This is a genomic window from Myxococcus dinghuensis (assembly GCF_024198235.1).
Lineage (GTDB): Bacteria > Myxococcota > Myxococcia > Myxococcales > Myxococcaceae > Myxococcus > Myxococcus dinghuensis.
Window position 1 is genome coordinate 35,038 of record NZ_JAKCFB010000023.1, and the last position, 24,488, is coordinate 59,525.

Here is a 24,488-nt window from a genome sequence, read left to right on the forward strand (position 1 = left end):
GGGAGGGCTCATGGGGTGATGGGCGGCGCGGCGGGGGAGATGCGGGTCTGGAGCGCGAGCGCCTGACGGGGACGGCCGGGCTCGTCCCACATCACCGTGACGCGCACGTTCACCATCTGCCCGGGCTGTCCCGCGCTGTCGAGCGCCCGGTCCAGCGCGGGCTGTCCCCGCTCCGAGCCCTCGAAGGGAGGGTCCACGTCCACGTTGACGGTGTACGCGCGGCGGGGCGAGCCGTCGTCCGCCGTCGCCGTGGCGCTCGGCTCGCCGGAGGCGCTCCAATAGACGACCTCGTCCGGCGCGGCGTCGAGCGCCATCAGCGGGCCGCAGGGCGAGGGCGGTCCGGCGGCGCAGCCCAGGCCCACCAACCGCTCCAGCGTCCGCTCCGCGATGACCTGCGCCTGCGCCTGCGACAACACGCGGCGGTTCTGCGCCACGGTGGCCACCACCACCTGGCTGGCGGCCACCAGCCCCAACAGCAGCACCACCGCGGTGGCCAGCACCTCCAGCAGGGTGATGCCGCGCGCGGCGCGACGGGAGGACCCGGGGCTCATCGCGCCAGCCTCCCGTCCGGGCTCACGTCGTAGATGAGCACGCGCGTGCCCCGCTGCGCCGACAGGCCGTCCTGGTTGTTCCACTTGTCGTTGCCCACCACCACCGGCTTGCCTCGCGCGCTGGCGATGAAGAGGTGGTTGTCGTAGAGCACCGGCGCGGACAGGCCATGGCCGCCGAGCGTCGTGCCGGAGCCGGCCAGCTCCCGCGCCTGGTTGCCCGCGTCCGGCTCCTGGCTCAAGGCGTAGAAGGCGCCGAACTGCGTGCTGCTCAGGTCGCAGGGCTGCGACGTCGCGCCCACCGCGGTGGTCGTGTAGACGTCCGTGCCGCTGGCGATGACGCCGCCCCAGACGCGCTCGCCCGCGCGCAGCGCCTTCTTCCACAGCAGCGTCGCCCCGTCGCAGGCCGCGTCGCGGGGAGACAGGTCCTCGTACGCCATCATGAAGTAGTTGTTCGCCGCCGCGTCGTTGGTGTCCGGGTCGTCGCCGGTGCCCAGGAAGAAGCGCACCTTGCCGGGCATCACCCGCGTGGACACCGAGGAGTGGATGCGCTGGAGCGTCGCGTCCGAGCGGGACGAGAGGTCCGCGGGCACGTCCGCCACCTTGCACGTGGCCAGCCGCTGACCGAGCAGCGTCCCGTCCGTGCGCGTGGGGTTGATGCGGTAGACGCGGCCGGACGTCGAGGGCACGTAGATGAGGTCGAAGGTGCCGTCCTGGTCCACGTCCACCACCGTCGGCTCGCCGCCGACGCCCTCCCCCTGCTCCAGCGTCACCACCCCCAGGTCGGCCTTGCCGTCCTTCACCACCGGCTTCCCGGTGGCCATGTCGATGAGGTACACGGCGCCCGCGGAGTCCGGGTTGGGCTGGTAGTCGGTGCCCACCACGGCCACCCAGCGCACGTCCGCGCCGGTGTCGTCGAAGCGCATGCGCACCACCGCGGGCGAGTGCCGCGAGCCGCGCGTGTCCGGCAGCTTCACGCGGGAGTTCCTCCGCCGGGCCTCCGCGAAGTCCGACTCCAGGCCCTCGTTGAGCAGGTATTCCCAGAGGGGCAGCGGGTCCTTCGGGTCGCTGATGTCGAGCGCGAACACGACGTTCTGGTCCTTGCCGGTGGTGGACACGAGGGTCGTCTTCGCGCCCCGGGTCGGCACCCGGGAGCGCGTCCAGGGCGGCTGGGCCAGGTTGCCCAGGTCCACGTCCGCCACCGTGGGCGACGCGTTCACCACCGCCCCGCCCTCCGGCACCTCGCCGGGGCGGTAGGAGACGTAGTGCTTCGCGTAGCGGGACATGAGCAGGCCCGGCAGATAGGCGAACTGCTCCACGCCGGTGCCGTAGTCTCGCGTGGTGTTGGAGCTGCAGGACGTGTCCTTCAGCTCGAAGTAGCCGCGAATCTCCGTGGCGCTCGTGCACGGGTCGTCCCCCAGGCGGAAGCGGCCGGCGTCGAAGGCATGGAGGAAGCCGTTGATGGTGCCCACGTACGCGGTGCCCCGGCGGTCCTTGAAGCCGTCCACGTAGCGGGAGAGGAAGTCCTGCTGCTCGCCGAGCGAGGAGAGGTACCACCACCCCGGCTTGCCCGCGGGCCCCACGAAGGCCGCCGTGGACTGGTCGATGCCGCCCACCGGCCACGGCCGGCGCAGGTTGTCCGCGCGCTTCTCGTAGCCATAGAGCCAGTCCCCCAGGAACTGGCGGTCCCTGCCGTCGCAGACGCCGTCCTTGTCCAGGTCGTAGATGGGCTTGCCCGCGGACAGCTCGCTGCACAGCGACAGCGGGAAGGCGCGGCTGAGGGCGTTGTCCCGCGCCAGCTCGTCGCGCACCTCGTTGCGCAGGTAGGCGCCCAGCGGCATGCGGACGGAGGTGTAGAGCTTGCGGTCCTGCGGGTCGTCGATGTCGCCGCTGCGGGTGCGCAGGCTGTCGGAGAGCACGCGGCCGGCGTTCCACCGCTCGACGTCCGTGGTCCGGTTGGGCGTCTCCGGCGCGTAGAGGCTCTGGAGGGTCAGGTGTCCGCGCAGGGAGAAGTCCAGCCGGTTGTCGTAGACGCGGCGTCCGGGCGGGGGCGTCATCGCCTGGCCCGCGACCTCGCGGTCTCCGAAGAGGATGGCGTTGCCCACCGGCGTGACGGCGGAGCGCGAGTACCGGCCCGCCTTGAGGGCCTGGTAGTTCACGTCGATGTTGTTGATGGTGGGACGGCAGTACTGGTTGGAGGAGCGGATCTGCGCGCGCCAGCACAACTGCGAGCCGGTGAAGCCCAGGTCCAGCATGTTCAGCTCCGCCGTCCTGGTGGGCGGCGTGGTCTCCGGGAAGCGGACCCGCGTCCAGGTGGGGTTGGGGTTGTTGGCGCACGTCGTGCCGTCACACAGCCGGCAGTCCACCGCGACGTCGTAGTCGATGGCGGGCGAGGCGCCGGTGCACGCGCCCGGGCGGTCCTCGTGGAAGCACGGCGGGGTCCCACCACACGTCGTCGTGTCGTCGTCGCGGGTGAAGCGCACGGTGGTGATGGTGTAGTCCGGCGCCACGCTGGGCGAGATGTCGCCGGACACCACGCCGGACGTCACCACGCCGATGTTCTGGCGGTTCACCAGGAACACCACGTCGTTGAAGTCGCGGTCACCGCCGCCGTTGAGGTCCTCGAAGCCCAGGATCCAACGGAACGGGTCCTTGGACGGCGCGCCCACGAAGATGTGGGGCATGCGGTCGTTGGTGGGCCGCGCGACGCGCTGGACCTCGTGCTGCGACGTCAGGTCCAGGAAGCCGTACGCGGCCGTGTTGAGCCGCTGCATCGTCGCCAGGTCCAGCCAGCCCTGCACGGGCGAGCCCGTCTCGTTGCAGGTGGCGTCGCCGTTGTAGGGGCAGCCGATGTCGCGCACCGCCGCGGGCGTATCCACCAGCGGGTTCTGGTCCATGTTGAGCAGCGACTTGGAGAAGAAGACGGAGATGGGCGTCTTGAGGTGCAGCTTGCACTCGCCCGTCACCGGGTCCTGCACCGCGCAGGGGAACACCTCCGCCTTGCCGCTGTAGCGGCTGGGCTTGGCGTGCTCGCCGTCGAGCAGGCCGGTGATGAAGTAGAAGACGATTTCCCGTCCGCCCGGGAGGATGCCCAGGTCCACGCGGCGGTCGTACGCGGACACGCCGGGGTTGGGGTTGGGCCCCGTGAGCAGGCGGCCCACGCCGTCGTACGCGGACGAGTCGTAGTCCGGGATGCCGTCCGGCCCGCCCCCGATGTCGGCCACCGGCGACAGGCCGCCCGTGGTGGCGCGGTCGCCGTCGTCGTCGGACATGAGGAAGATGAGGTGCCCGATTCCCTCCGAGCGGTTCAGCGGGTCCGCGGGCTCCAGCAGGTTGGGCACGTGGCTGTAGAGGCCGCCATCCCCGAACTGGGTCGCGCTCACGGTGCCGGAGTTGATGAACTCGCCCACCGTCGCGGGCCGGTGCGTGGTGGTGCGCCCCGGGCGCGCGTCGAAGAGCGGCGTGGTGACGGAGGCCACGTACGTGTTGCCGCAGCTCCGGGTGGCCAGCGTCGGGACGTAGAAGGTCTTCCCGCCGTGGCTGAAGGTCGTGGAGCAGGCCCGGTTGCCGCCGATGAACGGGCGGTTGCCCATGTTGTAGAGGTCCGCGTGGAAGTCCGGCATGCCGTCCGCGGGGCGGGCGTCGACGAGCGTGTCGTCGGACGTGTCGGGCGTGCCCTTCGTGTCGACGTACCCCGCGGCGACGAGGTCGTCGTAGAAGAGGTAGCCGAGCGCCCACCACGCGCCGCCGGACTGGTAGACGTAGTCCACCGTCACGCGCTGCTCGAAGGGCAGGATGATGCCCGCCTCCGGGTTCACCGCGCGCACGTCGGTGTCCAGGCGCAGCTGGTTGGCGGACGTCAGCTCGATGCTGCTGCGCTGGGCGAAGCCGCCGCTGCTGAAGTCCGGCTGCCGGTCCTGCTCCATGTAGTTGTAGCAGAGGGGGTCGGTGTCCGCGGCCAGGGCCACGGAGGACACGCAGACGAGCGTGAGCGCGCGAACGAGGGCTCTCATTTCGTGTTCCTCCGGGGCGAGGCCCCGCCGTGCGGCTTCTGCGCTTCCCGCTGCTTGCGCAGCGCCAGCTCCTGCTCCAGCGCCCGTTGCGCGCGCAGCTCCGGGGTGAGCGGCGCGGGGTGGGTGCGGGAGACGAGGAAGGCCATCAGGTCCGCCCGCATCCGCTCGGTGACGCGGCGGGTGTCGCACGCGGTGTCGAGGCGCACGGCCCATGGGTCCGCCACCCAGCGGTCCACCTCCGACACGGACTTCACGAACAGCAGCCGCACCAGGTCCGGCCCCACGCCCGGCGGAGGCGCCGTCGCCAGGTGGGCCTTGCCGCCCTCCAGCTCGTTGCCGGGCAGGGGCCGCACCGCGGAGTGACACCGCGCGCAGGTCGCGTTGAAGACGGCGCCGCCCTGGACCACGTCCGCGGCGAGCGACAACCCCGGAGCGAGCGCGAGCGCGCCCGCGAAGAGGAGAGGTCTCATCGTCACATCCCTCCGACGGTGCGCACGCGGGTCAGGTCCGGCGTACCGCTGGTGCTGGTGTTGAAGCTCTTCGACGCGTCGCCGCCCTTCTGGCCGTATGCCTCGCCCGAATAGATGGGGGGCGCGCCGTTGTTGCTGACCAGCGCCCGCACCACCGCGCGCACCGGCTGACCGCCGGGGCGCGTCACCTCGCCCACCGCCACCAGCCAGACCTGCTCGTTCACGTCGCGCGTCTGGTCGTTGTCGGTCGCGACGCGCTCGTCCTCGTCGTCGCGGAGGAAGACGCGGTAGCGGACGTTGCGCTGCTCCGCCACCTCCACGCCCGCGGGCAGCTCCGTCTCGTCCAGGGCCGCCCCGCGCTCCAGCGTGTACGAGAGCCACGGGCTGCCATCCGTGACGAAGACGTCGTACCAGGCGTCCGTCGCCGCGCCGTCCCCCATGTCCGTGGAGCGGGGCAACACGCCCATCGCCACGGTGTAGTCGCGCGCATCGCCCTGCAACAGCCCCAGGCGCTCACGCGCCTCGGCCAGCCCCGCCTCCGCCGCGAAGGCCGCCTGTCGCTGCTGGCGCGACGCGGCCTGGACGTCCGACTCCGTGCTCACGACCTTGAGGCTCATGAGCGTCCCCAGGCTCACCACCGCCACGAACCCCATGGCGATGGGCAACGTGGACCCTCGTTCCCTGCGCGCTCGAGACGGCTTGCCCCGCATGTGTCCCCCCCCGGAAAGGGTGTTGGCGGTCCGGCATGCCCCAGCAATAGGCATTCCCGACCCGGGCTCCGCGTAACCGCGCGGAACCCAGACACATGGACCGCGGTGCGGGCGCTTCGACTCGCAACCGGGGGCTACGCAAGGTTTGCGACCTCGCAAGCTTTGCGAGGCTTCATGTCAGGCATTGAAACAAAGACAGACGTTCCGGACGACCCGCGGCGCCGGGCGCACGCGCTGGCTGCGGAGCCCGGCGGGCATGATGGATCGGGCAGGCAGGCCCCCGAGCCTCCCTCCAGGCCCGGGCATGGAACGCGACTTGTAAGCCCGCTCCCCACCCGCGCTCCCCTCACCTGATTCCAGGGAGTTGCTCCACCCGAGCCCGCTCGCCCTGATGACGACAGTCCCGGCACTGATGACAACGGACCTCAGGCAACCCCTGACGCGGCTCGGCAGAGAACGCTGGGCACGGGATGAAGCCCGGCTACACTTCGCGGCACGGGTGCACAGCGCATGACCAGCAAAGACACGGGCGAGCGAGGCGAGGAGTCGGGCACTCAGGACCTGCCGCGTCCGCGCGAAGCGCAGCCGGGCCCGCACGACGCGGGGACAGGCACGCCCGGCACGGAGACGGGGACCCAGGACCTGCCCCGGAGCCCCGTCGCCGCCGGCAGGGCCCTGGGCGACCCGGAGACGGGGACGCAGGACCTGCCCCAGCGCCCCCTCGCCGCCAGGGCCCTGGGTGAGCCGGAGACGGGGACCCAGGACCTGCCCCAGAAAGGGCCCGACATCGGCACGGCGCCCCGCTACCTGGGCCCGAGCTTCCGCGACGCGGTGACGGGCACCCAGGACCTGCCCCGCGGTCCTCGCGAGCGGGTGGAGGGCACGGAGGACCTGCCTCGGAGCGGTCGCGACGCGGGCACGGGCCCGAGCAGCTCCGGCTCGCGGTCTCGCGACACGGGCACGGGCCCGGAGCTCGAGCGGCGCGACGCCCCGCCCCTGTCCCAGGTCGGCCGCTACCTGTTGTTGAAGCAGCTGGGCGAGGGCGGCATGGGCGTGGTGTACGCCGCCTACGACCCGGACCTGGACCGCAAGGTGGCGCTCAAGCTGCTGCATCCGGGCAAGCAGCACGACGCGGAGGACGCGCGGGCGCGACTGCTCCGCGAGGCGCAGGCCATGGCGCGCGTCTCCCACCCCAACGTCATCCCCGTCTTCGACGTGGGCATGTGGGGCGACCAGGTCTTCGTGGCCATGGAGCTGGTGGACGGCGGCACGCTGTCCTCGTGGCTGAAGTCGGGGCAGCGCTCGTGGCGCGAAATCCTGGAGCGCTACATCGCCGCGGGCCGGGGCCTGGAGGCCGCGCACGCCGCGGGCCTCGTGCACCGCGACTTCAAGCCCGCCAACGTGCTGGTGAGCCGCGCGGGCCGCGTCTACGTGACGGACTTCGGCCTCGCCCGGCCCGTGGGCGATTTGCAGAGCGACGTCGAGGAGCCCACGACGGAGGAGGCGCGGCTGCTGATGTCCTCGCAGCGGCGCATGCTGGACACCACGCTCACCGAACACGGCCTGGTCGTGGGCACGCCCAACTACATGTCCCCGGAGCAGTTCCGGGGCGCGACGCTGGACGGGCGCACGGACCAGTTCAGCTTCTGCGCCGCGCTGTACGGCGCCCTCTACGGCGTGCGCCCCTTCGACCCGGGCAGCGTGAAGGCCTACGTCTTCTCCACCGCGCCCGCCACCGCGGAGAAGCACACGGAGTCGCTCGGCGCCGGGAAGGACACCGCGAAGCCCGGCGTCCTCGGCGCCTCGCCCCTGGTGCGCGAGCCGCCGCGCGAGGTGAAGGTGCCCGGCTGGGTGCGCGACGCGGTGCTCAAGGGCCTGTCGCTGGAGGCCGCGGGCCGCTACCCGTCGATGGGCGCCCTGCTGGACGCGCTCTCCCAGGAGCACCGTCGCTTCCAGCGGCGGCGCCAGTCGGTGGCCGTGGGCCTGCTGGGGGGCGCGCTCGCGCTGACGGCGGGCGCGGTGTGGCAGCAGTCGCGCGTGTGCGTGGACGCGGGCGCGCTCATGGACGCGGAGTGGTCCCCCGCGAAGGCGGAGCAGCTCACGTCCGCCTTCGGCGCCACGAACAAGCCCTTCGCCGCCAACGTCGCCGCGAACGTCACGCGCGTGCTCGGGGACTACGCGGACGCGTGGAAGGCCCAGCGCGTCCAGGCGTGCGAGGCCACGCGGGTCCAGGGCGTCAAGCCGGAGGAGCAGCTGGACCGGCAGCTCGTGTGCCTGGAGCGGCGGCGCAAGGACTTCCACGCCACGGTGGAGCTGTTGTCCGGCGCGGACGCGGCGGTGGTGGAGAAGTCGCTCGACGCGGCGCTCGCCCTCCCCGCGCTGGCGGAGTGCGACGACGAGGAGGGGCTCGCCCAGCAGCAGCGGCGCCCCGCGGACCCGCTGCGCCGCGCGACGCTCGACGCGCTGGAGGAGAAGCTGTCCGCGGTCCGTGCGCAGATGGACGCCGGACGCTACCCGCCGGCCCTGGACGCGCTGAAGCCGCTGCTCGCGCCCATGGAAGAGACGGGCTACCTGCCGCTGGTGGCCGAGGCCCACTTCGCGCAGGGCTGGCTGATGGAGCAACTGGGCGACTCCCCGGGGGCCTCGCGGATGCTCGCGCGCGCCGTGTTCGACGCGGAGGCCGGACACGCGGACCGCCTCAAGGTCGCGGTGCTCAACAAGCTGCTCTTCGTCGAGGACGGGCTGGAGCACTTCGAGCCCGCCGCGCGCTGGGGCGAGCTGGCGGAGGCCACCCTCACCCGCCTGGGCGGCGACCCGGTGCTGCTCGGCGACGTGCGCGTGAACCAGGCCAACCTCGCCCTCACCCAGGACCACACCGACGAGGCGAAGGCCCGCCTGGAGGAGGCCGGCGCCCTCTACGCGCGGAGCCTCCCGCCGCAGCACCCCAAGCGCGCGCGGACGACGTTCCTCCTGGCGCGCGTGCTCCACACGCAGGGGGACTCGACGCGCGCCCTGGCGCTGATGAACGAGGCGCTCCAGCAGACCACCGCCGCCGTGGGCCCCCTGCACCCGGACGTGGCCCGGCGCCACGGCATGCTGTCGTGGACGCTGCGCGAGCTGAAGCGCGACGCGGAGGCCCTGCCCCACGCCCGCGCCGCGGCGGACATCGTCCAGGCCCTCTACGGCGAGGACAGCCCCCAGTTCGCGGAGATGCTGGACGAGGTGGGCATGTGCCAGCTCGGCATGGGGCGGTACGCGGAGGCGCTGGGGACCTACGAACGGTCGCTCGCGCTCAAGCGCAAGGCGCTCCCCGCGGACGACGAGAAGCTCCAGCCGTCGCTGGACGGCGTGGGCCAGGCGCTGCTGGGGCTGGGCAAGGCGCGCGAGTCCGTGGAGCCCCTGCGCGCGGCGGTGGGCTTCGCGTCCGCGCCCCCGGACGCGCTGGCGGAGTCCGGCTTCGCGCTGGCGCGGGCGCTGTACCAGACGGGGCAGGCCCCGCAGGCGCGGGGCGAGGCGACGCGGGCGCGGGGCTGGTTCACGGAGGCCGGCCTGGACGCGCGGGTGGTCGAGGTGGACACCTTCCTGAGCTCCCTCCCCGAGGAGAAGAAGCCCCGGCCGCCGCGTCCGCCCCCCCGCACCCGGCGTCGGTGAGTGGCGGCCCGCGACGGGCGTGCTAGCCTCCGGCCCGTGTCGTTGCCGCCGGACGAGGATGAGGCTTCCCTGGACGCCACCGCCACGCTGACGCGGGGCCGGGCGGGTCAGGTCAGGATGGTGCTCCGGATCCTCTCGGGTCCGGACTCCGGCAAGGTGCACCCGCTCAAGCAGGGCACGTACGTGGTGGGCAAGTCGCCGACGAGCGACATCGTCCTCGACGACAAGGCCGTGTCGCGGCAGCACCTGCGGCTGGAGGTCCACGACGAGCACGTGGTGGCCACGGACCTGGATTCGCACAACGGCTCGTTCTGCGACCAGCTGCGCTTCACGTCCCTGGAGCTGCGCCCGGGCACCCTCATCACCCTGGGCACCACCGAGCTGAAGCTGATGCCGGAGGACACCCGGGAGCGCGCGGTGACGCTGTCCTCGCGCGAGCGCTTCGGCGCGCTGGTGGGCAACAGCCGGAAGATGCGCGAGGCCTTCACGCTGCTGGAGCGGCTGGCCCCCGGCGGCGCGGACGTGCTCATCCAGGGCGAGACGGGCACGGGCAAGGACCTGTGCGCGGAGGCCATCCACCAGAACAGCCCGCGCAAGCAGGGCCCGTTCGTCATCGTGGACCTGGCGGGCGTGCCCCCCACGCTCATCGAGAGCGAGCTGTTCGGCCACGTGAAGGGCGCCTTCACCAGCGCCCAGGGCGACCGCGCGGGCGCCTTCGAGCGCGCGCAGGGCGGCACGGTGTTCCTCGACGAGGTGGGCGAGCTGCCCCTGGAGCTGCAGCCCCGCCTGCTGCGCGTGCTGGAGCGCCGGCAGGTCAAGCGCGTGGGCGCCAACGACTACCACACGGTCAACATGCGCGTGGTGGCGGCCTCCCACGTCAACCTGGAGCAGGCGGTGCAGCAGGGGAAGTTCCGCCGCGACCTGTTCCACCGGCTCGCGGTGCTGCGGGTGAGCCTGCCGCCCCTGCGCGAGCGGCCGGAGGACATCCCGCTGCTCATCGACCACATGCTCCAGCAGATGGACCGGCCGCCCAGCGCGCTGTCGGTCCAGACGCGCGCCCTGCTCGCCCAGTACCCCTGGCCCGGCAACGTGCGCGAGCTGCGCAACGTGGTGGAGCAGGTGGTGAACCTGGGCGAGGAGGCGCTGCCGGACCTGGAGTCCTCCGCGGACGCCGCGGGCCTCAAGATGGCGGAGCTGGACCTGCCCTTCAAGGAAGCCAAGGAGCAGCTCATCAACGGCTTCGAGCGGGACTACCTGCGCAACCTGCTGGAGCGTTGCGAGGGCAACATCTCCCGCGCCGCCCGCGAGGCGGACATCGACCGGGTGTACCTGAAGAAGCTGCTTCGTAAACACGACCTGGACGCCGGGCGGGAGTGAGGCTTAACGCCGGGTGGGACTTGGTGTAGGATAAGGCCCCAGACGCCCCTCTCCCCTCCTTGGAGGATGCCGTGAGCATCACCCTCTCCCCGCAGATGTCGCGAGTCCTCGAGCAGGCACGCGTCGGTTCGACCCGCATCGAGGAGGCGCAGCAGGAGCAGGCCCCGGAGGCGGAGGTCTCCCGCGCGGTCGTGGAGGCGCTGGCGGACGCGTACGGCGCGGAGGAGGCCTCGCGGCAGGCGTGGTCGAACCGGTTCTCCGGTCCGGCGGGGACGTGCGAGGTGGCGCCCACGGCCCAGGTGGTGGGCAGCGTGAAGGACATGCCGGCGCAGGCCCCGGCGATCAACGGCTTCGGCGGCGACGGCTCCGTCATCCAGCAGACCAAGGACGCCAACTGCGGCTCGGCCGTGGCGACGATGCTGGGCAAGTCCAAGGGCACCACGTCGAAGGACTCCGCGCAGGACTCGCAGACGATGGACGCGCTGGAGTCGCGCTTCACGGACGGCAACGGGACCACGGCGCACGAGCTGTCGAACATGGTCGCGCACGAGGGCGCGCAGGTGACGCAGAGCTCGTCCACGTTCGACCGGACGATGATGGACCAGGCCCTGGCGCGCGACGGCAAGGCCGCCGTGCTGGTGGACTCCAACAAGGTGGATCCGAACGCGAAGGACAGCGGCACGGGCCGCGCGCACTGGGTCACCGTCGAGGGCAAGTCCGAGGACGGCTCGTACAAGGTGAAGGACCCGGGCACCGGCAAGAGCCTGTCGCTCAGCGCGGGCGAGCTGGAGGACGCCGTGGGCACCAGTTGGCGCGAGCACCAGGGCGGCGGGATGCTCGTGGTGGAGCAGGCCCAGGGCACCACCGAGGCCGAGCGCGCGGAGAAGGGCGGCCACCTGATTGGCGCGCTGGGCACCACCGAGGGCGGTGGCTCGCGCGCGAAGTCGAACTTCGGCCGCGAGTCCTCCTGAGTCGTCGTCGCTCCGAGCAGCGCCCCACTCCCGCCTGAGGCGTCAGGCGGGGCGCCGGGCCGTGGGCATGCTTCAGACGAAGAGCATCTCCACCGCCTGCAACCGCAGGAGCTGACGCGCCAGCGCCTGCACCCGCTCCACCTCCGCGTCGCCGAGCGGCTTGCGCAACGCCTTCTTGAGGTCCGTCGCGGCGCGCAGCAGGAGCTGGCGCACCTGGGCGTTGCTGAGCATGGGGTTGAGCTGGCGCAGGTGCGCCACCAGCGAGCCCAACTGCGTCACCGTCAGGCCCGCGACCATGACCTGCTGCTCGGTGCCCTCCTCGGGCGACAGCGCCACGGCCAGCTGGAGCGGCGACAGCAGGAGCGAGCGGGTGAAGTCGGGCTCGCAGGGGAGCTGGAGCCGCGCGCACACCTCGACGAGCGGGCCGGTGTCGTGGCCGGCGATGACGGGCTGCACGCGCGCCGCCTCGTACCGGGCCAGCACCGCCTCGTAGCTCGCCCGCACCTGCTTGCCCGGCGCCGACTGGAGGAACTCGTCGAACGCCGCGTGGACCTCCTCGCGCAGCATCTGCAGCAGCGGCGCGTCGTCCACCGACACCGGCAGGCCGAGCGTCTGCGCCAGGAAGCCCCGGTCGTCGGGCACCTCGTGGGCCATCTGCCAGAACTCGTTCGCCACCGAACTCTCGCTGAGCACCAGCGGCAGCGTGACGACGCCCTGCCGGCCCGGGTTCGCCAGGAACTCGCTCAGCCGGGCCTCCACCTCCGTGAGTCCCCGCATGAGCCGGTCCACCACCGCCGCGCGCAGCCGGGCGCGCCCCTCGAGCGCGGCCCGGGCCAGGTTCTCCGCGTCCTGCTCCGCCGCGTCGCCCTCTTGGGACGTCTGCGGGGCGACGGTGGGCGCCTGCTTCCCGAGCTGCCCCTTCGTGACCTGGGCCTGGGCCGCCGGAGCCGTCGTGGGGCGGTCTGCCCCCAGCCGCGTGGAGGTCTGCTCCGCGCTGGGCGCCTTGCCCACCGACGTGCCCTCACCGGCACCGGGACCGCCCGGGAACAGACCCTCCGCGCCGCGCTGGCCGCCCGAGTCCATCCCGTCCGCGGCGCCGCGCTGCCCACCCGACTCCAGGCCTTCTTGGCGACCGGCGCCCTGGGAGCCGCCGCTCGCGGCGCTCTCGGAGGCCTTGCCCTTCCCACCCGCGGGGGCCTTGCCGCCCTTGGCGGTGGCCTTGCCCGACGACTTCGACTCGCCGGGCTTCTCCTTCTCGCGAGGCACCTCGTCCTGAGGGCTCCGGGTGGGGACGCCGGGGCGGGGGACATTCTGGGGCCAGCGAACGCTCATGACGGGTGGCTTCTCACGCGCAGGTCCGGCGCGTGGGGCGGCGAGACTCAGGTGAGGTTCTTCATGTGGACGACCAGGTTGCTGTCGCCACTGCCCAGCGTGCTCGCATCATCGGTGGGGATGACGTACCCCTGGTCCGCGCCGACGTGCTTGCGGAAGAAGTCTACCACCGACGGGTCCTGCACGTTGGAGGTGGTGGACTTCTTGATGCCGTACGCCTGGCCGTCCGCGCCGCGCGCCTTGACCGCGTCCGGCGCGGCGTCGAGCAGGTTCTCCATCGTGCCGGACTTCCGGCCACCGCCCACCGGCTGCATCGTCATGGCCGCGTTGTGGCCCTCGATGTAGCTGACGTCGTAGTACGTCTGGCCGAAGCCGCCGCCGAACTTCACCTCGCCCAGCGTGGCGTTCTTCCCGTCGCCGGAGCTGCTGCGGAAGTTGCCGGACCAGCCCTCCGGGAACTTCACCGTGCGGCTCTCGCCCGGCTGGAGCGTGACGGAGTCCACCGCCTTCTCGCCCGCGTTCGGCGTGAAGTTCACCGTCATCGGCTTGTCGCCGTCGTTGTTGAGCGTCAGCGTGTTGCCGTCCTGCTTCGCGCCCTGCGCCATGGCCGTCTTCGACTTCCCGTCGACGGCCGCCGGCCCTGCCGCCGCGGCCTCCTTGCCCAGGGACGGCGCGACCACGCCGCCCTCCGCCGGAGACACCGGGAAGGGCGCGCCCGCGCCAGCGGCCTTCGACGCCCCCGCCACCGGCGCGCCCTGCCCGCCGAGGGACGGCACCCCGCACGGGGACGCGCCACCCGCGGCGCCCGGAATCCCCGCGGCCCTGGCCTCGCCGCCCAGCACCTGGGCGAGCTCGCTGAGGGTCGCGAGCATCTTCGCCAGCTTCTGGAGGCCATCCGCGCCCGCCAGGCCCCCCGGGCCGTCGAACCCGTCCTGCTGGAGCAGCGACTGGAGCCCGGCGGTCTTCGGCTGCACCGGCTGCGACGCCACGGCGGCGGGCCGGGCGGAGGCGACCGGGGACTGCGCGGAGACGGGGGACGCGGTGCGGGCGGAGACGGGGGAGAGCGCCATGGCGGGGTTCCTCGGGGAGGCGATGAGGCCGGTGTGTCAGCCGATGTGGGGACCTTGAGCACGCCCCATGCCAGCCCCACCTCCCACCAACCCCTCGGAATCACGACGTCCCCCGGGCAGCCGTCCTCGCGACGACCGGGCCCGCCTGATGACAGGCGTCGAGCGCTGATGTCCGTCGTCATCAGGCCCGGCGCCCGGGCGCGCCCCTCACTTCAACGGCAGCAGGTACGCCTCCAGGTACACGGTGGGCAGGGACATGTCCCCTTCCGGCACGCGCTGGAAGCCGCGCTTCATGTACATGCGGCCGACCCCCTCGGCGCCCCGGCGGACGTGGAGGGCCACCGCGTCCACGTCCCACGTCCGGGCCAGGGCCTCCGCCGCGTCCAGCAGCGGCTTCGCCAGCCCCTTCCCGTGGTACTTCACCGCGGTGGCCAGCCCGCGCAGGTCCGCCGCGCGAGGCAACCATGCCTCCGAACCGGGCGCGCCGGGCGGGAACAGGGCCACCGTGCCCACGACCTCGCCGTCCACCTCGGCCACCAGCACCGACGCCACCGCGCGCCGCGCGGCCACGTCCCGCAGCTCCTGCTTCCGCGCCTCCGTGTAGACGACCTCCGGCAGCTTCTTCGCGTACTGGGTCGTGAACGCCGACACCAGCAGCTCGCCCACCGCCGCGTCATCCCCGGGCCCCGCCTCGCGGATGACGGCCCGGCTCACCACGTCGCTGTCGCTCATGGACGCGAGCCTGTAGCACGCGGCCCCGCCCTCCACCGCAACCCCACGCACGCCCGCCGCCCCCGCCTCGCCGCCCCCTCGCACCGCGCGTGTCCGGACGCCCCACCCAGCACGCGCGGAGAGTTCCATCCCCGCCGTACACCTTCGGGAACCAAGGGAACTCCAGTCCTCCCAGCGTGCGCGCCAGAGGGCCGCGAAACGCACCTTCCGTGCGAATCTCAATTTCTTAATTGTCAGTAAATGCGGCGGAACACAGACTCCAGCCCGCTGTCCGGACACGCAATCAGGAGACACACCCCATGACTGTCCTCAAGCCTCTCCGCGTCGCCGTCGTCCTCGCCGTTGCCGCCGTGCTCACGGGCTTCGCGCCCGTCTCCGCGTCCTCGGAGTGCGAGGTGTTCTGTTACAAGCACCCGATCACCGGCGCGCTCATCTGCACCCCGCCCTGCCCGTAGTCGCCCGCGCCCCTGGCGCGAGCTGAAGCACCGAGGCCCCGCCCGCGTTCCCGCGGGTGGGGCCTCTCTCGTCGGCGCGGACGTCGAGGCGCCCGGGCCCTATTCGGTGCGCATGGCCTCCACGGGGTCGAGCTTCGCGGCGCGCGCGGCCGGGTAGATGCCGAAGCCCAGGCCCACGCCGCTGCTCATGGCCAGCGACAGGCCCACGGCCCACAGGGGCACCTCCGTGGGCAGGCCCATCACCCACTTCGCCAGCTGGGCCAGGCCCATGCCCAGGCCCACGCCGAGCGCGCCGCCGGCCAGCGACAGCACCACGGCCTCCGTGGCGAACTGCGCGAGGATGCGCCGCTTCTTGGCGCCCAGCGCCTTGCGGATGCCGATCTCCCGCGTCCGCTCCGTGACGGCCACCAGCATGATGTTGAGGATGCCGATGCCGCCCACCAGCAGCGACAGCAGGCACACGCCGAAGGTGGCGGCGGAGATGACCTGGGAGATGTTGTTGAACATCTTCGTGGTGCTCTCGTTGGAGAACACGAAGAAGTCGTCCGCCTCCGCGGGCTTGAGCCGGTGACGGCGGCGCATCAGCACCGTCACCTCGTCCTGCGCGCGCTGGAGCACCTCCGCCGAGTGCGCCTGGATGCTCACGCGCAGGTCGTTGAAGCCGTACAGCGGGCGGAAGGCGGACAGCGGAATCATCATCTGGTTGTCCTGGCTGCCGCCGCCGAGGAACCCGCCCCGGCGCTTGAGCGTGCCGATCACCAGGAAGTTGCGGCCCTGCAGGCGCACGGTCTGCCCCAGCGGCTCCAGGCCGGGGAACAGCGTGTCGGCCAGGTCCAGGCCAATCACCGCCACGCGGCGGCCGTCCATGTACTCGGTCTCCGTGAAGGCGCGGCCCCGCTCCACCGTCACCGAGTTCGTCTGGAAGTACTCCGGCGTGCCGGACCAGACGCCCACGTTGGCGCGCGACTCGCGCTGGGACGTGGAGACCTTCTGCCCGCCGCGCGAGTCCTCCGCCGCCGCCACCAGCACGGACGGCAGCTCGCGGATGGCGTCCAGGTCCTCCAGCGAGAAGCGCGGCCGGCGCGACAGCTCCGCCAGCGACAGGTTCCCCGCGCCGAACGGCAGCCGCTGCACCTGGAAGCAGTTGGCGCCCAGCTCGGACAGGTTCTCGTTCACCTGGTTCCGCAGGCCCTGGATGAGGCCCATCATCGTCACCACCGTGGTGGCGCCGATGACGATGCCCAGCAGCGTCAGGAAGGAGCGCAGCGGGTTCGAGACGAACGTCCCGAACGCCAATCGAATCGTGTCCCAGAAAGCCATCATCGCCGGTGTGTCCTCAGTCGTGGCGGAGCGCTTCCACCGGGTCCAGGTTGGCCGCGCGCGCCGCGGGCCAGATGCCGAACAACAAGCCCACCATCGCCGCGAAGCCCACGCCCAGGGCGACGGTCAACGGCTCCACCGACGCGGCCAGCGGCGTGATGAGCGACACCGTCTTCGCCACCCCCAGGCCCACCACCGTGCCCAGCGCGCCGCCCACCGCGGACACGCTCGACGCCTCCATCAGGAACTGGACGATGATGGTGCGCTTGCGCGCGCCCAGCGCCCGGCGCACGCCGATCTCCCGCGTCCGCTCGCGCACCGACACCAGCATGATGTTCATGATGCCGATGCCGCCCACCAGCAGGGTGATGAGGCCCACGCCCGTGGCCGCGCCGTACAGGGCGCCGGTGAGCTGGGAGTACATGTTGGCCAGCTGCTCCGGGCGGTTGACGGCGAAGTCGTCCGGCACGCCCGGGGGCGTGTTGCGCGCGCGGCGCAGCGCGGGCGTCAACTGGTCCACCACCTTGAGCACGTTGTCCGGCGAGTCCACCGACACCGCGATGTTCGGCGAGAAGCGCTTGCCGAACTGCTCCTGGAAGGTGCGGTAGGGAATCATGACGACGATGTCCTGATTCTCCCCGAGGATGGTGCCCTTGGACTCGAGCGTGCCCACCACGCGGTAGGGCCGCCCCTCCAGCAGGAGGCGCTGGCCCACCGGGTTCAGCCCGGGGAAGAGCGTGCGCGCCACCTCCGAACCGATGACGGCCACGTGCGCGCGCGTGTCGACGTCCGCCTCCGTGAGGAAGCGCCCGCGCTCCACCGTCATGGAGGAGATGAGGGCGTAGTCCGGTGAGGTGCCGATGGCCGTCACCGAGCCCATGCGCCGGTCGAGGAACCGGCTCTCCACGCGGTCGAAGTAGAGGGGCGCGGCGGCGACGACGTGCTCGGAGGCCTTGAGGATGGGCTCGACGAGGTCCGCCGACAGGTTCTTGCGGTTGCGGTACGACCACCAGTCGCCGTGCATCGTCCAGGGGAACTTCGACACCTGGAGGGTGTTGGCGCCAATCTGCGCGAGTTGATCCTCGAACGAGCGGTTGATGCCCTGGATGATGCCGACGATGGCCAGCAGCGTGCAGACGCCCACGCCGATGCCCACCGTGGTCAGCACCGTCCGCATCCGGTTGGAGCGGAGCGAGGACAACGCGATGCGCCCGCCCTCCCACACGTCGACCCTGAAACTCACGTGAAATCCTCTTTTGCCGGCGGGCGGGGACACACGTCGGGCGGTTCACCCCGACAGGCGTCCTACGCGGCAGGGCGCGGATGATTGCACGCGCCCCTCAGCGCTTCACCTGATTCCAGGCGCGGACCAGCGCGGCGGACGCCCGCTCCACGTCGTCCCGGGTGACGTCGGGCCCCAGGGACAGGCGCACGGCGCCCAGGGCCTCGTCCTCCGGGACGCCCATGGCCCGCAGCACGGAAGACGCGGACTCCCCGCCCTCGTGGCACGCCGAGCCGGTGGACGCGGCCACCTCCGGCGCCGCCGCGAGCACCGCGCTGCCCCGCGCGCCGGGGAAGCGGACGTTGAGGGTGTTGGGCAGGCGCTCGGTCGCGTGGCCGCTCAGGGCGATGCCGGGGACGGCCTCCCGGAGCCGGTCCCACAGCCGCTCCCGCATGGCGCGCAGGTGCCCGGTGCCCTCGGCGAGCCGCCGCCCGGCCCGCTCGCACGCCACGCCGAGCCCCACCGCGTAGGCGACGTTCTCCGTGCCGGGGCGCAGGCCGCGCTCCTGGCCTCCACCCAGGGTGAAGGCGCGCAGCGGCGTGCCGGGGCGCACGTACAGCGCGCCGATGCCCTTGGGCGCGTGGAGCTTGTGCCCCACCAGGGTGAGCAGGTCCACGTCCAGCGCGGTGACGTCCACGGGCACCTTGCCCACGGACTGGGCGGCGTCCGTGTGCACGGTGGCGCCGTGGCGGTGCGCGAGGCGGGCCACCTCCGCCACCGGCTGGAGCACGCCCGTCTCGTTGTTGGCGTGCATGAGCGACACGAGCGCGGTGTCCTCGCCCGCGGCGTCCAGGGCGCGCTCGGCGTCCTCCACGCGCACGCGGCCGTCGGCGTCCACCGGCAGCCACGTCGCGCGCCAGCCCCGCCACTCCAGCGCGTCGCAGGGCAGGCGCGTGGCGGGATGCTCGATGACGGATGTCACCAGGTGGCGACGCTCGGCGCGGGCGTCGGCGGTGCCCCGGATGGCCAGGTTGTTGGCCTCCGTGCCGCTGGAGGTGAAGAGGATGTCGGCGGGGCGGGCGTGGATGAGCGCGGCCACCTTCGCGCGGGCCTCCTCCAGCGCCTCGCGAGCGCGGCGCCCGTACGCGTGGGCGCTGGAGGGGTTGCCGAAGTCGTCACGCAGGTACGGCAGCAGGGCCTCCACCACCTCCGGGTCCACGGGGGTGGTGGCGTTGTGGTCCAGGTACAGCGGGCGGTCGGGGCTCATGGCCCCGGAGCATTACGGAAGGACGGTGACCGCGTCTCCCTCCAGCCTCACCGGGAAGGACACGGTGTTGGGGTACACCGTTCCCTCGTCGACGAAGTCCTTGTCGTCCACGCTGACCTGGAACGTGTAGGTGCCGTCCGGCAGGTCGGTGATGTCCACCCACTGGCACGGCGTGTCGAGGGTGTAGATGTCCGCCCAGCCCGCGGAGATGCCCATGGGGTCGTAGGTGAAGTCCTGCCGCTGCGCGTCCGAGCAATAGCTCTGCACGTCCACCAGGTAGAAGCCCTGCTTGCGTCCGCTGAGCACGTGCTGCCCGGAGGCGTCGCGCAGCTCGTACGACGCGAAGTCGAGCAGGTGGTAGTGGCCGTGGCACTCGTCCAGGTAATACATGTCCGGGTTCTCCTCGATGGACGGGAGGATGGCGGCCTTGCTGCCCAGGTTCTGGATGGACGTGCTGAAGCGCAGCAGCTTGCGCCGTCCGGGCGCCGTCACGCACTGCTCCTTCACCTCGCACGCGTCGGCGGAGAAGGTCTTCCACACGACGTGCGTGGTGCGCATGAGCGCGTCCTTGTCCACGGTGAGGTCCGGCTTGCCGTTCACCGGGTCGAGCGCGAGGTCGCAGGCCCGGGGCGTGGGGGCATGGGGCGGCGGGGCGGGGCTGTCCGGGACCTTGCCGCCCCCGTAGATGGCCACCTCGCCGATGGGCGCCTCGAAGATGTCGCCGTACGCCGTGGAGGCGACCGCCAGGTCCGCGTAGCCATCCCCGTTCAGGTCCCCCACCGGCTGCACGGAGTAGCGCCGGTAGGTCTCGTAGCCGTTGGGGATGGTGTCCGCGCGGGGCCACGCCCAGACGGGCTTCAACACGGCGGAGGCGGCCTCCGGGGCGGAGAAGAAGTAGAGCCGGCCCACCGCGCCCATCACGAAGTCGTGGTCGCGACCGTCGCCGTCCACGTCGCCCAGGGCCCGCGTGGGGCTGCCGATGCCGGTGAAGGCGGCGTCTCCCTGGAGCGACCAGACCGGCGTGGTCGCGAAGGTGCCGTCCGGGTTGGAGAGGTGGAACTGGACCGGGCCGCTCTCCGAGGACGCGAAGGCCTCCTCCTTCCCGTCGCCGTTGATGTCCGGGAAGCGGGCGTACTGGCCCGACAGGGCCTCGATGCGCCACGGCTCCGCGGAGACGATGCCGTTGCAGGCGAAGGCGCTGCCCGGCTTGCAGCCCAGGAAGTAGCCCAGGCGCCCATCGTCCAGGGTGAGCGCCACGTCCTCGACCCCGTCACCGTCCAGGTCGCCGGGGAACCTGGCGGAGAAGAAGCCATCGCGCCGGTGGGACAGCGTGAAGAGGCCCTCGGGTGAGCCGGGGGTGGCGCGGAAGATGAGCTGCTCGACGCCGCGGCTGGCGACGAGGTCGTCATGGCCGTCACCGTCCAGGTCCACGAAGCCGCTGGTGTAGAAGCTGCCGTTGCCCGGGACGCGGAACGACGGCGCGGCGAGCATCGCGGCCAGGTCCGCCTGCCCCAGGAACACGGACGTGCCGTAGAGACCCGACACGAGCAGGTCCGAGTAGGCGTCCCCGTTCACGTCGCCCACCGCGAAGCGCAGGCGGCGTCCGCCGGTCCGCGCGTTCGTGTTCTGCCACGTCAGGTCGGCGGACACGGCCTCCTGGGAGAAGAAGCGCTCCTGCCCCCGGAAGATGGACACGCGCCCCATGTACTGCGTCCCCTGGAGCAGGAGCTGACAGGCCTCGGTGATGACGGCCAGGTCCTTTCGGCCATCGCCGTCGAAGTCCGCGAACGCGACGTCGCCGCCGAAGCAGGCGTTGGGCGTCGCCCGGTCGCTCCTCACCTCCCACAGGGGCGTCTCGGACAGGAAGGGGCCGGGCTCCGGCTCCGGGTCGTCATCGCAGCCACACCACAGGGACAGCAGGAGCACCGCGACCGCGGACCGCAGGGACACACGCATGACGTTTCCTCTCGTGAGGAGGGGGGACGGAACCTCGCGTCGTGCGGGGGTGTGGGTGCGACCGGTGGCCAGGGCGGTTCGCCAGGGATGGGACGAGGTCCAGGAGCCCCGCAGACTACGACGACCGTCGTGGAGGTCCGGCGGATGCTTGCGCGTTGGAGGGTATCCCCTGCGAGACACGTGTCCGGGGCTGGAGGACGAGCGCGGTGGCCTCCGGGCCCGAGAGCACGCGCGTGGCATCCCAGCTCCACACGTCCTCGGTGCGGGCGGGCGCGGCGCCGCCGAAGGTGGGCAGCACCGTCCACGGCTGGTCCGCGAGGTGTCTCCCCCAGCGGCGCAGCACCTCCGCCAGGGTGTCCAGCGAGTCGATGGCGCCGCTCTCGCCATGGCCCTCCGCGCACTCGAAGCGGTAGTGCCAGGCCTCCTCGCGCGGGGTCGAGGGAGCGGGGTAGATGTGCAGCGTCGCGGACAAGGGCAGCTCCTTTGCTTCGGGTCGTGCGACGAATCGCCGCGTCAGCGTTCCACCGTCATCGCCAGGCCCTGCCCCACGCCGACACACAGCGCGGCCAGTCCCCTGCGCGCGTCCCTGCGCTTCAGCTCGTGCACCAGCGTGGTGAGGATGCGCGCCCCGCTGCAGCCCAGCGGGTGCCCCAGCGCCAGCGCGCCGCCGTTGACGTTGACGCGGTCCGCGGGCAGCGCCAGCTCCTTCAGGCACGCGAGCACCTGCGAGGCGAAGGCCTCGTTCAGCTCCGCCAGGTCCACCGAGTCCACGCTCCACTTCGCGCGCTCCAGCGCCTCGCGCGTCGCCGGCACGGGCCCGATGCCCATGACGCGCGGGTCCACGCCCGCGCTCGCGCAGCTCACGAAGCGCGCCAGCGGCGTGGCCCCCGTGGCGCGCAGCGCGGCCTCGCTCATGAGCAGCACCGCGGACGCGCCGTCGTTGAGCGTGGATGCGTTGCCCGGCGTCACGGTGCCGTCCTTCGCGAAGGCGGGCTTGAGCTTCGCCAGCCGCTCCAGGGAGGTGTCCGCGCGAGGCCCCTCGTCGAAGGCCACGCGCTCCACGCCGCCCTTGGGCAGGGGCACGTCCACGGGGACGATTTCGCGCGCGAAGCGCCCCGCCTCGTGCGCCGCCACCGCCTTCTGGTGCGAGGCGAGCGCATGGGCGTCCTGCTCCGCCCGGCTCACGTTCCACTGCTTCGCCACGCGCTCGGCCGTCTCGCCCATCTCGTCCAGCGGGAAGCGCTCCGCCAGCCGGGGGTTGGGGTAGCGCCAACCGAGCGTGGTGTCCCAGACCTCGCGGCGCCCGGTGGGGAAGCCCTCCTCCGGCTTGGCCATGGACCAGGGGGCGCGGGTCATGGACTCCACGCCGCCGGCGAGCACGATGTCCGCCTCGCCCACCCGAATCATCCGGCAGCCCTGGATGACGGCCTCCAGCCCGCTGGCGCACAGCCGGTTGACGGTGACGCCCGGCACGCTGTCCGGGAGCCCCGCGAGCAATAGCGCCATGCGCGCCACGTTGCGGTTGTCCTCGCCGGCCTGGTTGGCGCAGCCCAGGAACACCTCGTCCACGCGCGCGCCCTCCACGCCGTTGCGCTCGAGCACCGCGCGCAGGACGTGCGCGGCGAGGTCATCCGGGCGGACGCCCTTGAGGGCGCCTCGGAACCGGCCAATGGGCGTGCGGACCGCGTCGACGATGAAGGCTTCGGGCATGAGGAGGGGTTCTCGGGGTCAGAGGTAGAGGCGCTTCGGGTCGAGCTTCTCGCGCAGGAGCTGGAGCACGGCGCCGTCCGGCTCGCCGACGGCGCGCACGGACTCCGCGACGCGCAGCGGCCAGCCGCACGCGGCGCGCACCTGGTCGACCGTCACGCCCGGGTAGAGTTCGGACAGCACGGCCTCGCCCGTCGCGTCGAAGTCGAGCACGCCCAGGTCGGTGATGATGCGCGTGGGACCACCGCCGGGCATGCCCAGCTCCGCGCGCGTCTTCCCGTGCATGCGGTGGCCCGGGCTGGTGATGAAGTCGCACTTCTCCACGAAGGTGCGCTTGCCCATGCGCATGACGATGAGCAGCCGCCGCGCGTGCACCGCGATTTCACACGCCCCGCCGCTGCCGGGCAGGCGCACCTTGGGGTTGGCGTAGTCGCCGATGACGGTGGTGTTGATGTTCCCCCAGCGGTCCACCTGCGCGCCGCCGAGGAAGCCCACCTCGATGAGCCCGCGCTGGAGCATGCACTGGAAGATGTCCGCCTGCCCCACCACGGCCAGCGAGTCCGTCACCAGCGACGGGTCGCCGATGGAGACGGGCAGGCGCTCGGGAATCGCGCCCACCGCGCCGGACTCGTAGATCATGAACAGGCCCGGCGCGTGCGTGGCCCGCGCCAGGTTGCACGCGAGGTTGGGCAGGCCGATGCCCACGAACACCACGTCCCCGTCCCGCAGCTCCTGGGCCGCGCGCCACGCCATCCGCTCGGAGGCGCTCGCGTTCTCAGTAGCCATAGTCCACCCCCTCGCAGACGCGCGCCTTCGCGCGCAGCGTGTCCAACAGCCCCGTCTCCAGCCGCGCGAGGTAGCCCTGGCGGTCCTTCACGCCGTAGACGAACTCCTCCAGCCAGGCGCGGTACGTCTCCGGCTGGCGGGAGATGTCCTCCCACTTCACGTAGAAGTCGTTGTCCCGGTCGTGGAAGCCCTGCACGAAGCTGGGGTGGCAGCCCCAGGGCTCGTGCACCACGTGGCTGACGATGATGCCGGGCACCAGCGTGCGGTTGGGGTCCTTGCGGATGACCTCCGTGGGGACGAGCTGCTCCGCCACGACGATGACCTTGCGCGCCGCGAAGGCGACCTCCTTCTGCGAGCCGAGCAGCCCCCACACCTGCGCGTTGCCCTCCACGTCCGCGCGCTGGCAGTGAATGATGGCCACGTCCGGGTGCAGCGCCGGCACGGTGGCCAGCTCCTGGCCCGTGTACGGGCAGCGCACCGTCTTGATGGACGGGTTCACGCCCGCGATGTCGCCGCCCTGGTAGTTCCGCAGCGGCCAGAACGGCAGGCCCGCGCTGCCGGCGAGCAGCCGCGACAGCAGGCCGAAGTGCGAGTACTCCTCCAGCTCCAGCCGCTCCGGTGAGGACGCCTCGCTGCGGCGGCGCAGCGCGTGCAGGCTGCCCACGCCCGGGTTGCCGGCCCAGCTGAAGACGAGCTTGCGCACCGCGCCCGCCTCGATGAGCTGGTCATAGACCAGGTCCGGGGTGAGGCGGATGGCGGTGAGGTCGCGAATCCCCTGGCGGATGATTTCGTGGCCGGCCGCGAAGCAGATGAGGTGGGTGAAGCCATCGATGACCAGCGAGCTCCCGTTCTTCACGGAGGCGGCGATGGCTTCCTTCATCGAGCAGAGCTTGTTCATCGG

General features: G+C 72.3%; 19 protein-coding genes. 4 read left to right on the plus strand and 15 right to left on the minus strand.

The window, feature by feature from the left end:
• Positions 1–8 precede the first annotated feature (8 nt).
• Genes LZ198_RS26730 through LZ198_RS26745 form a run of 4 tightly spaced genes read right to left on the minus strand, consistent with a single transcriptional unit; the run spans position 9 to position 5,696 of the window.
• Positions 9–551 carry a type IV pilus modification PilV family protein gene (locus LZ198_RS26730; protein ID WP_253974893.1) on the minus strand — a complete coding sequence of 181 codons (543 nt, stop codon included), beginning with the start codon at positions 549–551 and terminating at the stop codon, positions 9–11.
• On the minus strand, positions 548–4,561 hold the full coding sequence (locus LZ198_RS26735; protein ID WP_253974894.1) for a DUF4114 domain-containing protein: 4,014 nt from the start codon (positions 4,559–4,561) through the stop codon (positions 548–550). The genes LZ198_RS26730 and LZ198_RS26735 overlap by 4 nt, the downstream gene beginning before the upstream one ends.
• Positions 4,558–5,031: a hypothetical protein gene (locus LZ198_RS26740; protein ID WP_253974895.1), complete on the minus strand. Its 474-nt coding sequence runs from the start codon at positions 5,029–5,031 to the stop codon at positions 4,558–4,560. Before LZ198_RS26740 ends, LZ198_RS26735 begins: the two co-directional genes overlap by 4 nt.
• Positions 5,032–5,033: 2 nt before the next feature.
• Positions 5,034–5,696, minus strand: a complete 663-nt coding sequence (locus tag LZ198_RS26745; RefSeq protein ID WP_253974896.1) for a hypothetical protein — start codon at positions 5,694–5,696, stop codon at positions 5,034–5,036.
• A 555-nt stretch (positions 5,697–6,251) separates the two neighbouring features.
• Between LZ198_RS26745 and LZ198_RS26750 the strand changes: the two genes are divergently transcribed.
• The 3 genes from LZ198_RS26750 to LZ198_RS26760 all read left to right on the plus strand — a co-directional run bounded on the left by LZ198_RS26750 (position 6,252) and on the right by LZ198_RS26760 (position 11,740).
• The gene (locus LZ198_RS26750) at positions 6,252–9,392 is read left to right on the plus strand and encodes a serine/threonine-protein kinase (protein WP_253974897.1); all 3,141 of its coding nucleotides are present in this window, start codon (positions 6,252–6,254) and stop codon (positions 9,390–9,392) included.
• Between the two features lie 117 nt (positions 9,393–9,509).
• On the plus strand, positions 9,510–10,769 hold the full coding sequence (locus tag LZ198_RS26755) for a sigma 54-interacting transcriptional regulator (protein ID WP_253974898.1): 1,260 nt from the start codon (positions 9,510–9,512) through the stop codon (positions 10,767–10,769).
• 71 nt (positions 10,770–10,840) lie between these two features.
• Complete coding sequence (locus LZ198_RS26760) at positions 10,841–11,740, plus strand: hypothetical protein (protein WP_253974899.1); 900 nt, start codon at positions 10,841–10,843, stop codon at positions 11,738–11,740.
• A gap of 72 nt (positions 11,741–11,812) precedes the next feature.
• Here LZ198_RS26760 and LZ198_RS26765 read toward each other — a convergent pair whose 3' ends face one another.
• From LZ198_RS26765 to LZ198_RS26775, 3 genes are all read right to left on the minus strand, one after another.
• Entirely contained in the window at positions 11,813–13,072 is a 1,260-nt protein-coding gene (locus LZ198_RS26765) for a hypothetical protein (protein WP_253974900.1), read from the minus strand.
• 47 nt (positions 13,073–13,119) lie between these two features.
• Complete coding sequence (locus LZ198_RS26770) at positions 13,120–14,142, minus strand: glycoside hydrolase 64/thaumatin family protein (RefSeq protein ID WP_253974901.1); 1,023 nt, start codon at positions 14,140–14,142, stop codon at positions 13,120–13,122.
• A gap of 207 nt (positions 14,143–14,349) precedes the next feature.
• Positions 14,350–14,874, minus strand: a complete 525-nt coding sequence (locus LZ198_RS26775; protein ID WP_253974902.1) for a GNAT family N-acetyltransferase — start codon at positions 14,872–14,874, stop codon at positions 14,350–14,352.
• Between the two features lie 299 nt (positions 14,875–15,173).
• Between LZ198_RS26775 and LZ198_RS26780 the strand changes: the two genes are divergently transcribed.
• On the plus strand, positions 15,174–15,329 hold the full coding sequence (locus LZ198_RS26780; RefSeq protein WP_253974903.1) for a hypothetical protein: 156 nt from the start codon (positions 15,174–15,176) through the stop codon (positions 15,327–15,329).
• A gap of 99 nt (positions 15,330–15,428) precedes the next feature.
• On the opposite strand, the gene LZ198_RS26785 is transcribed toward LZ198_RS26780, so the two are convergent.
• The 8 genes from LZ198_RS26785 to LZ198_RS26820 all read right to left on the minus strand — a co-directional run bounded on the left by LZ198_RS26785 (position 15,429) and on the right by LZ198_RS26820 (position 24,485).
• Positions 15,429–16,652 (minus strand): ABC transporter permease, encoded by a 1,224-nt coding sequence (locus LZ198_RS26785; RefSeq protein ID WP_253974904.1) that lies wholly within the window; start codon positions 16,650–16,652, stop codon positions 15,429–15,431.
• Positions 16,653–16,665: 13 nt separating this feature from the next.
• On the minus strand, positions 16,666–17,892 hold the full coding sequence (locus LZ198_RS26790) for an ABC transporter permease (protein WP_253974905.1): 1,227 nt from the start codon (positions 17,890–17,892) through the stop codon (positions 16,666–16,668).
• Positions 17,893–17,989: 97 nt separating this feature from the next.
• On the minus strand, positions 17,990–19,138 hold the full coding sequence (locus LZ198_RS26795) for a cysteine desulfurase family protein (RefSeq protein ID WP_253974906.1): 1,149 nt from the start codon (positions 19,136–19,138) through the stop codon (positions 17,990–17,992).
• A 12-nt stretch (positions 19,139–19,150) separates the two neighbouring features.
• A complete protein-coding gene (locus LZ198_RS26800) occupies positions 19,151–21,094 on the minus strand; it encodes a lysyl oxidase family protein (RefSeq protein ID WP_253974907.1) in 1,944 nt (647 codons plus the stop codon).
• A 115-nt stretch (positions 21,095–21,209) separates the two neighbouring features.
• Entirely contained in the window at positions 21,210–21,566 is a 357-nt protein-coding gene (locus LZ198_RS26805; RefSeq protein WP_253974908.1) for a hypothetical protein, read from the minus strand.
• Between the two features lie 41 nt (positions 21,567–21,607).
• Positions 21,608–22,804 (minus strand): thiolase family protein, encoded by a 1,197-nt coding sequence (locus tag LZ198_RS26810; RefSeq protein ID WP_253974909.1) that lies wholly within the window; start codon positions 22,802–22,804, stop codon positions 21,608–21,610.
• An 18-nt stretch (positions 22,805–22,822) separates the two neighbouring features.
• Positions 22,823–23,587, minus strand: a complete 765-nt coding sequence (locus tag LZ198_RS26815; RefSeq protein ID WP_253974910.1) for a CoA-transferase subunit beta — start codon at positions 23,585–23,587, stop codon at positions 22,823–22,825.
• Positions 23,577–24,485, minus strand: coding sequence for a CoA transferase subunit A (locus tag LZ198_RS26820; protein ID WP_253974911.1), 909 nt, complete (start codon positions 24,483–24,485; stop codon positions 23,577–23,579). The genes LZ198_RS26815 and LZ198_RS26820 overlap by 11 nt, the downstream gene beginning before the upstream one ends.
• Positions 24,486–24,488: the final 3 nt, after the last annotated feature.

What these genes read in the sequence shown, in the direction of transcription:
- LZ198_RS26775 (WP_253974902.1), bottom strand. Translation starts at nt 14,874, where the DNA reads ATGAGCGACAGCGACGTGGTGAGCCGGGCCGTCATCCGCGAGGCGGGG.
- LZ198_RS26800 (WP_253974907.1), bottom strand. Translation starts at nt 21,094, where the DNA reads ATGCGTGTGTCCCTGCGGTCCGCGGTCGCGGTGCTCCTGCTGTCCCTG.
- LZ198_RS26815 (WP_253974910.1), bottom strand. Translation starts at nt 23,587, where the DNA reads ATGGCTACTGAGAACGCGAGCGCCTCCGAGCGGATGGCGTGGCGCGCG.
- LZ198_RS26735 (WP_253974894.1), bottom strand. Translation starts at nt 4,561, where the DNA reads ATGAGAGCCCTCGTTCGCGCGCTCACGCTCGTCTGCGTGTCCTCCGTG.
- LZ198_RS26740 (WP_253974895.1), bottom strand. Translation starts at nt 5,031, where the DNA reads ATGAGACCTCTCCTCTTCGCGGGCGCGCTCGCGCTCGCTCCGGGGTTG.
- LZ198_RS26795 (WP_253974906.1), bottom strand. Translation starts at nt 19,138, where the DNA reads ATGAGCCCCGACCGCCCGCTGTACCTGGACCACAACGCCACCACCCCC.
- LZ198_RS26785 (WP_253974904.1), bottom strand. Translation starts at nt 16,652, where the DNA reads ATGATGGCTTTCTGGGACACGATTCGATTGGCGTTCGGGACGTTCGTC.
- LZ198_RS26820 (WP_253974911.1), bottom strand. Translation starts at nt 24,485, where the DNA reads ATGAACAAGCTCTGCTCGATGAAGGAAGCCATCGCCGCCTCCGTGAAG.
- LZ198_RS26770 (WP_253974901.1), bottom strand. Translation starts at nt 14,142, where the DNA reads ATGGCGCTCTCCCCCGTCTCCGCCCGCACCGCGTCCCCCGTCTCCGCG.
- LZ198_RS26810 (WP_253974909.1), bottom strand. Translation starts at nt 22,804, where the DNA reads ATGCCCGAAGCCTTCATCGTCGACGCGGTCCGCACGCCCATTGGCCGG.
- LZ198_RS26755 (WP_253974898.1), top strand. Translation starts at nt 9,510, where the DNA reads ATGGTGCTCCGGATCCTCTCGGGTCCGGACTCCGGCAAGGTGCACCCG.
- LZ198_RS26750 (WP_253974897.1), top strand. Translation starts at nt 6,252, where the DNA reads ATGACCAGCAAAGACACGGGCGAGCGAGGCGAGGAGTCGGGCACTCAG.
- LZ198_RS26765 (WP_253974900.1), bottom strand. Translation starts at nt 13,072, where the DNA reads ATGAGCGTTCGCTGGCCCCAGAATGTCCCCCGCCCCGGCGTCCCCACC.
- LZ198_RS26730 (WP_253974893.1), bottom strand. Translation starts at nt 551, where the DNA reads ATGAGCCCCGGGTCCTCCCGTCGCGCCGCGCGCGGCATCACCCTGCTG.
- LZ198_RS26780 (WP_253974903.1), top strand. Translation starts at nt 15,174, where the DNA reads ATGACTGTCCTCAAGCCTCTCCGCGTCGCCGTCGTCCTCGCCGTTGCC.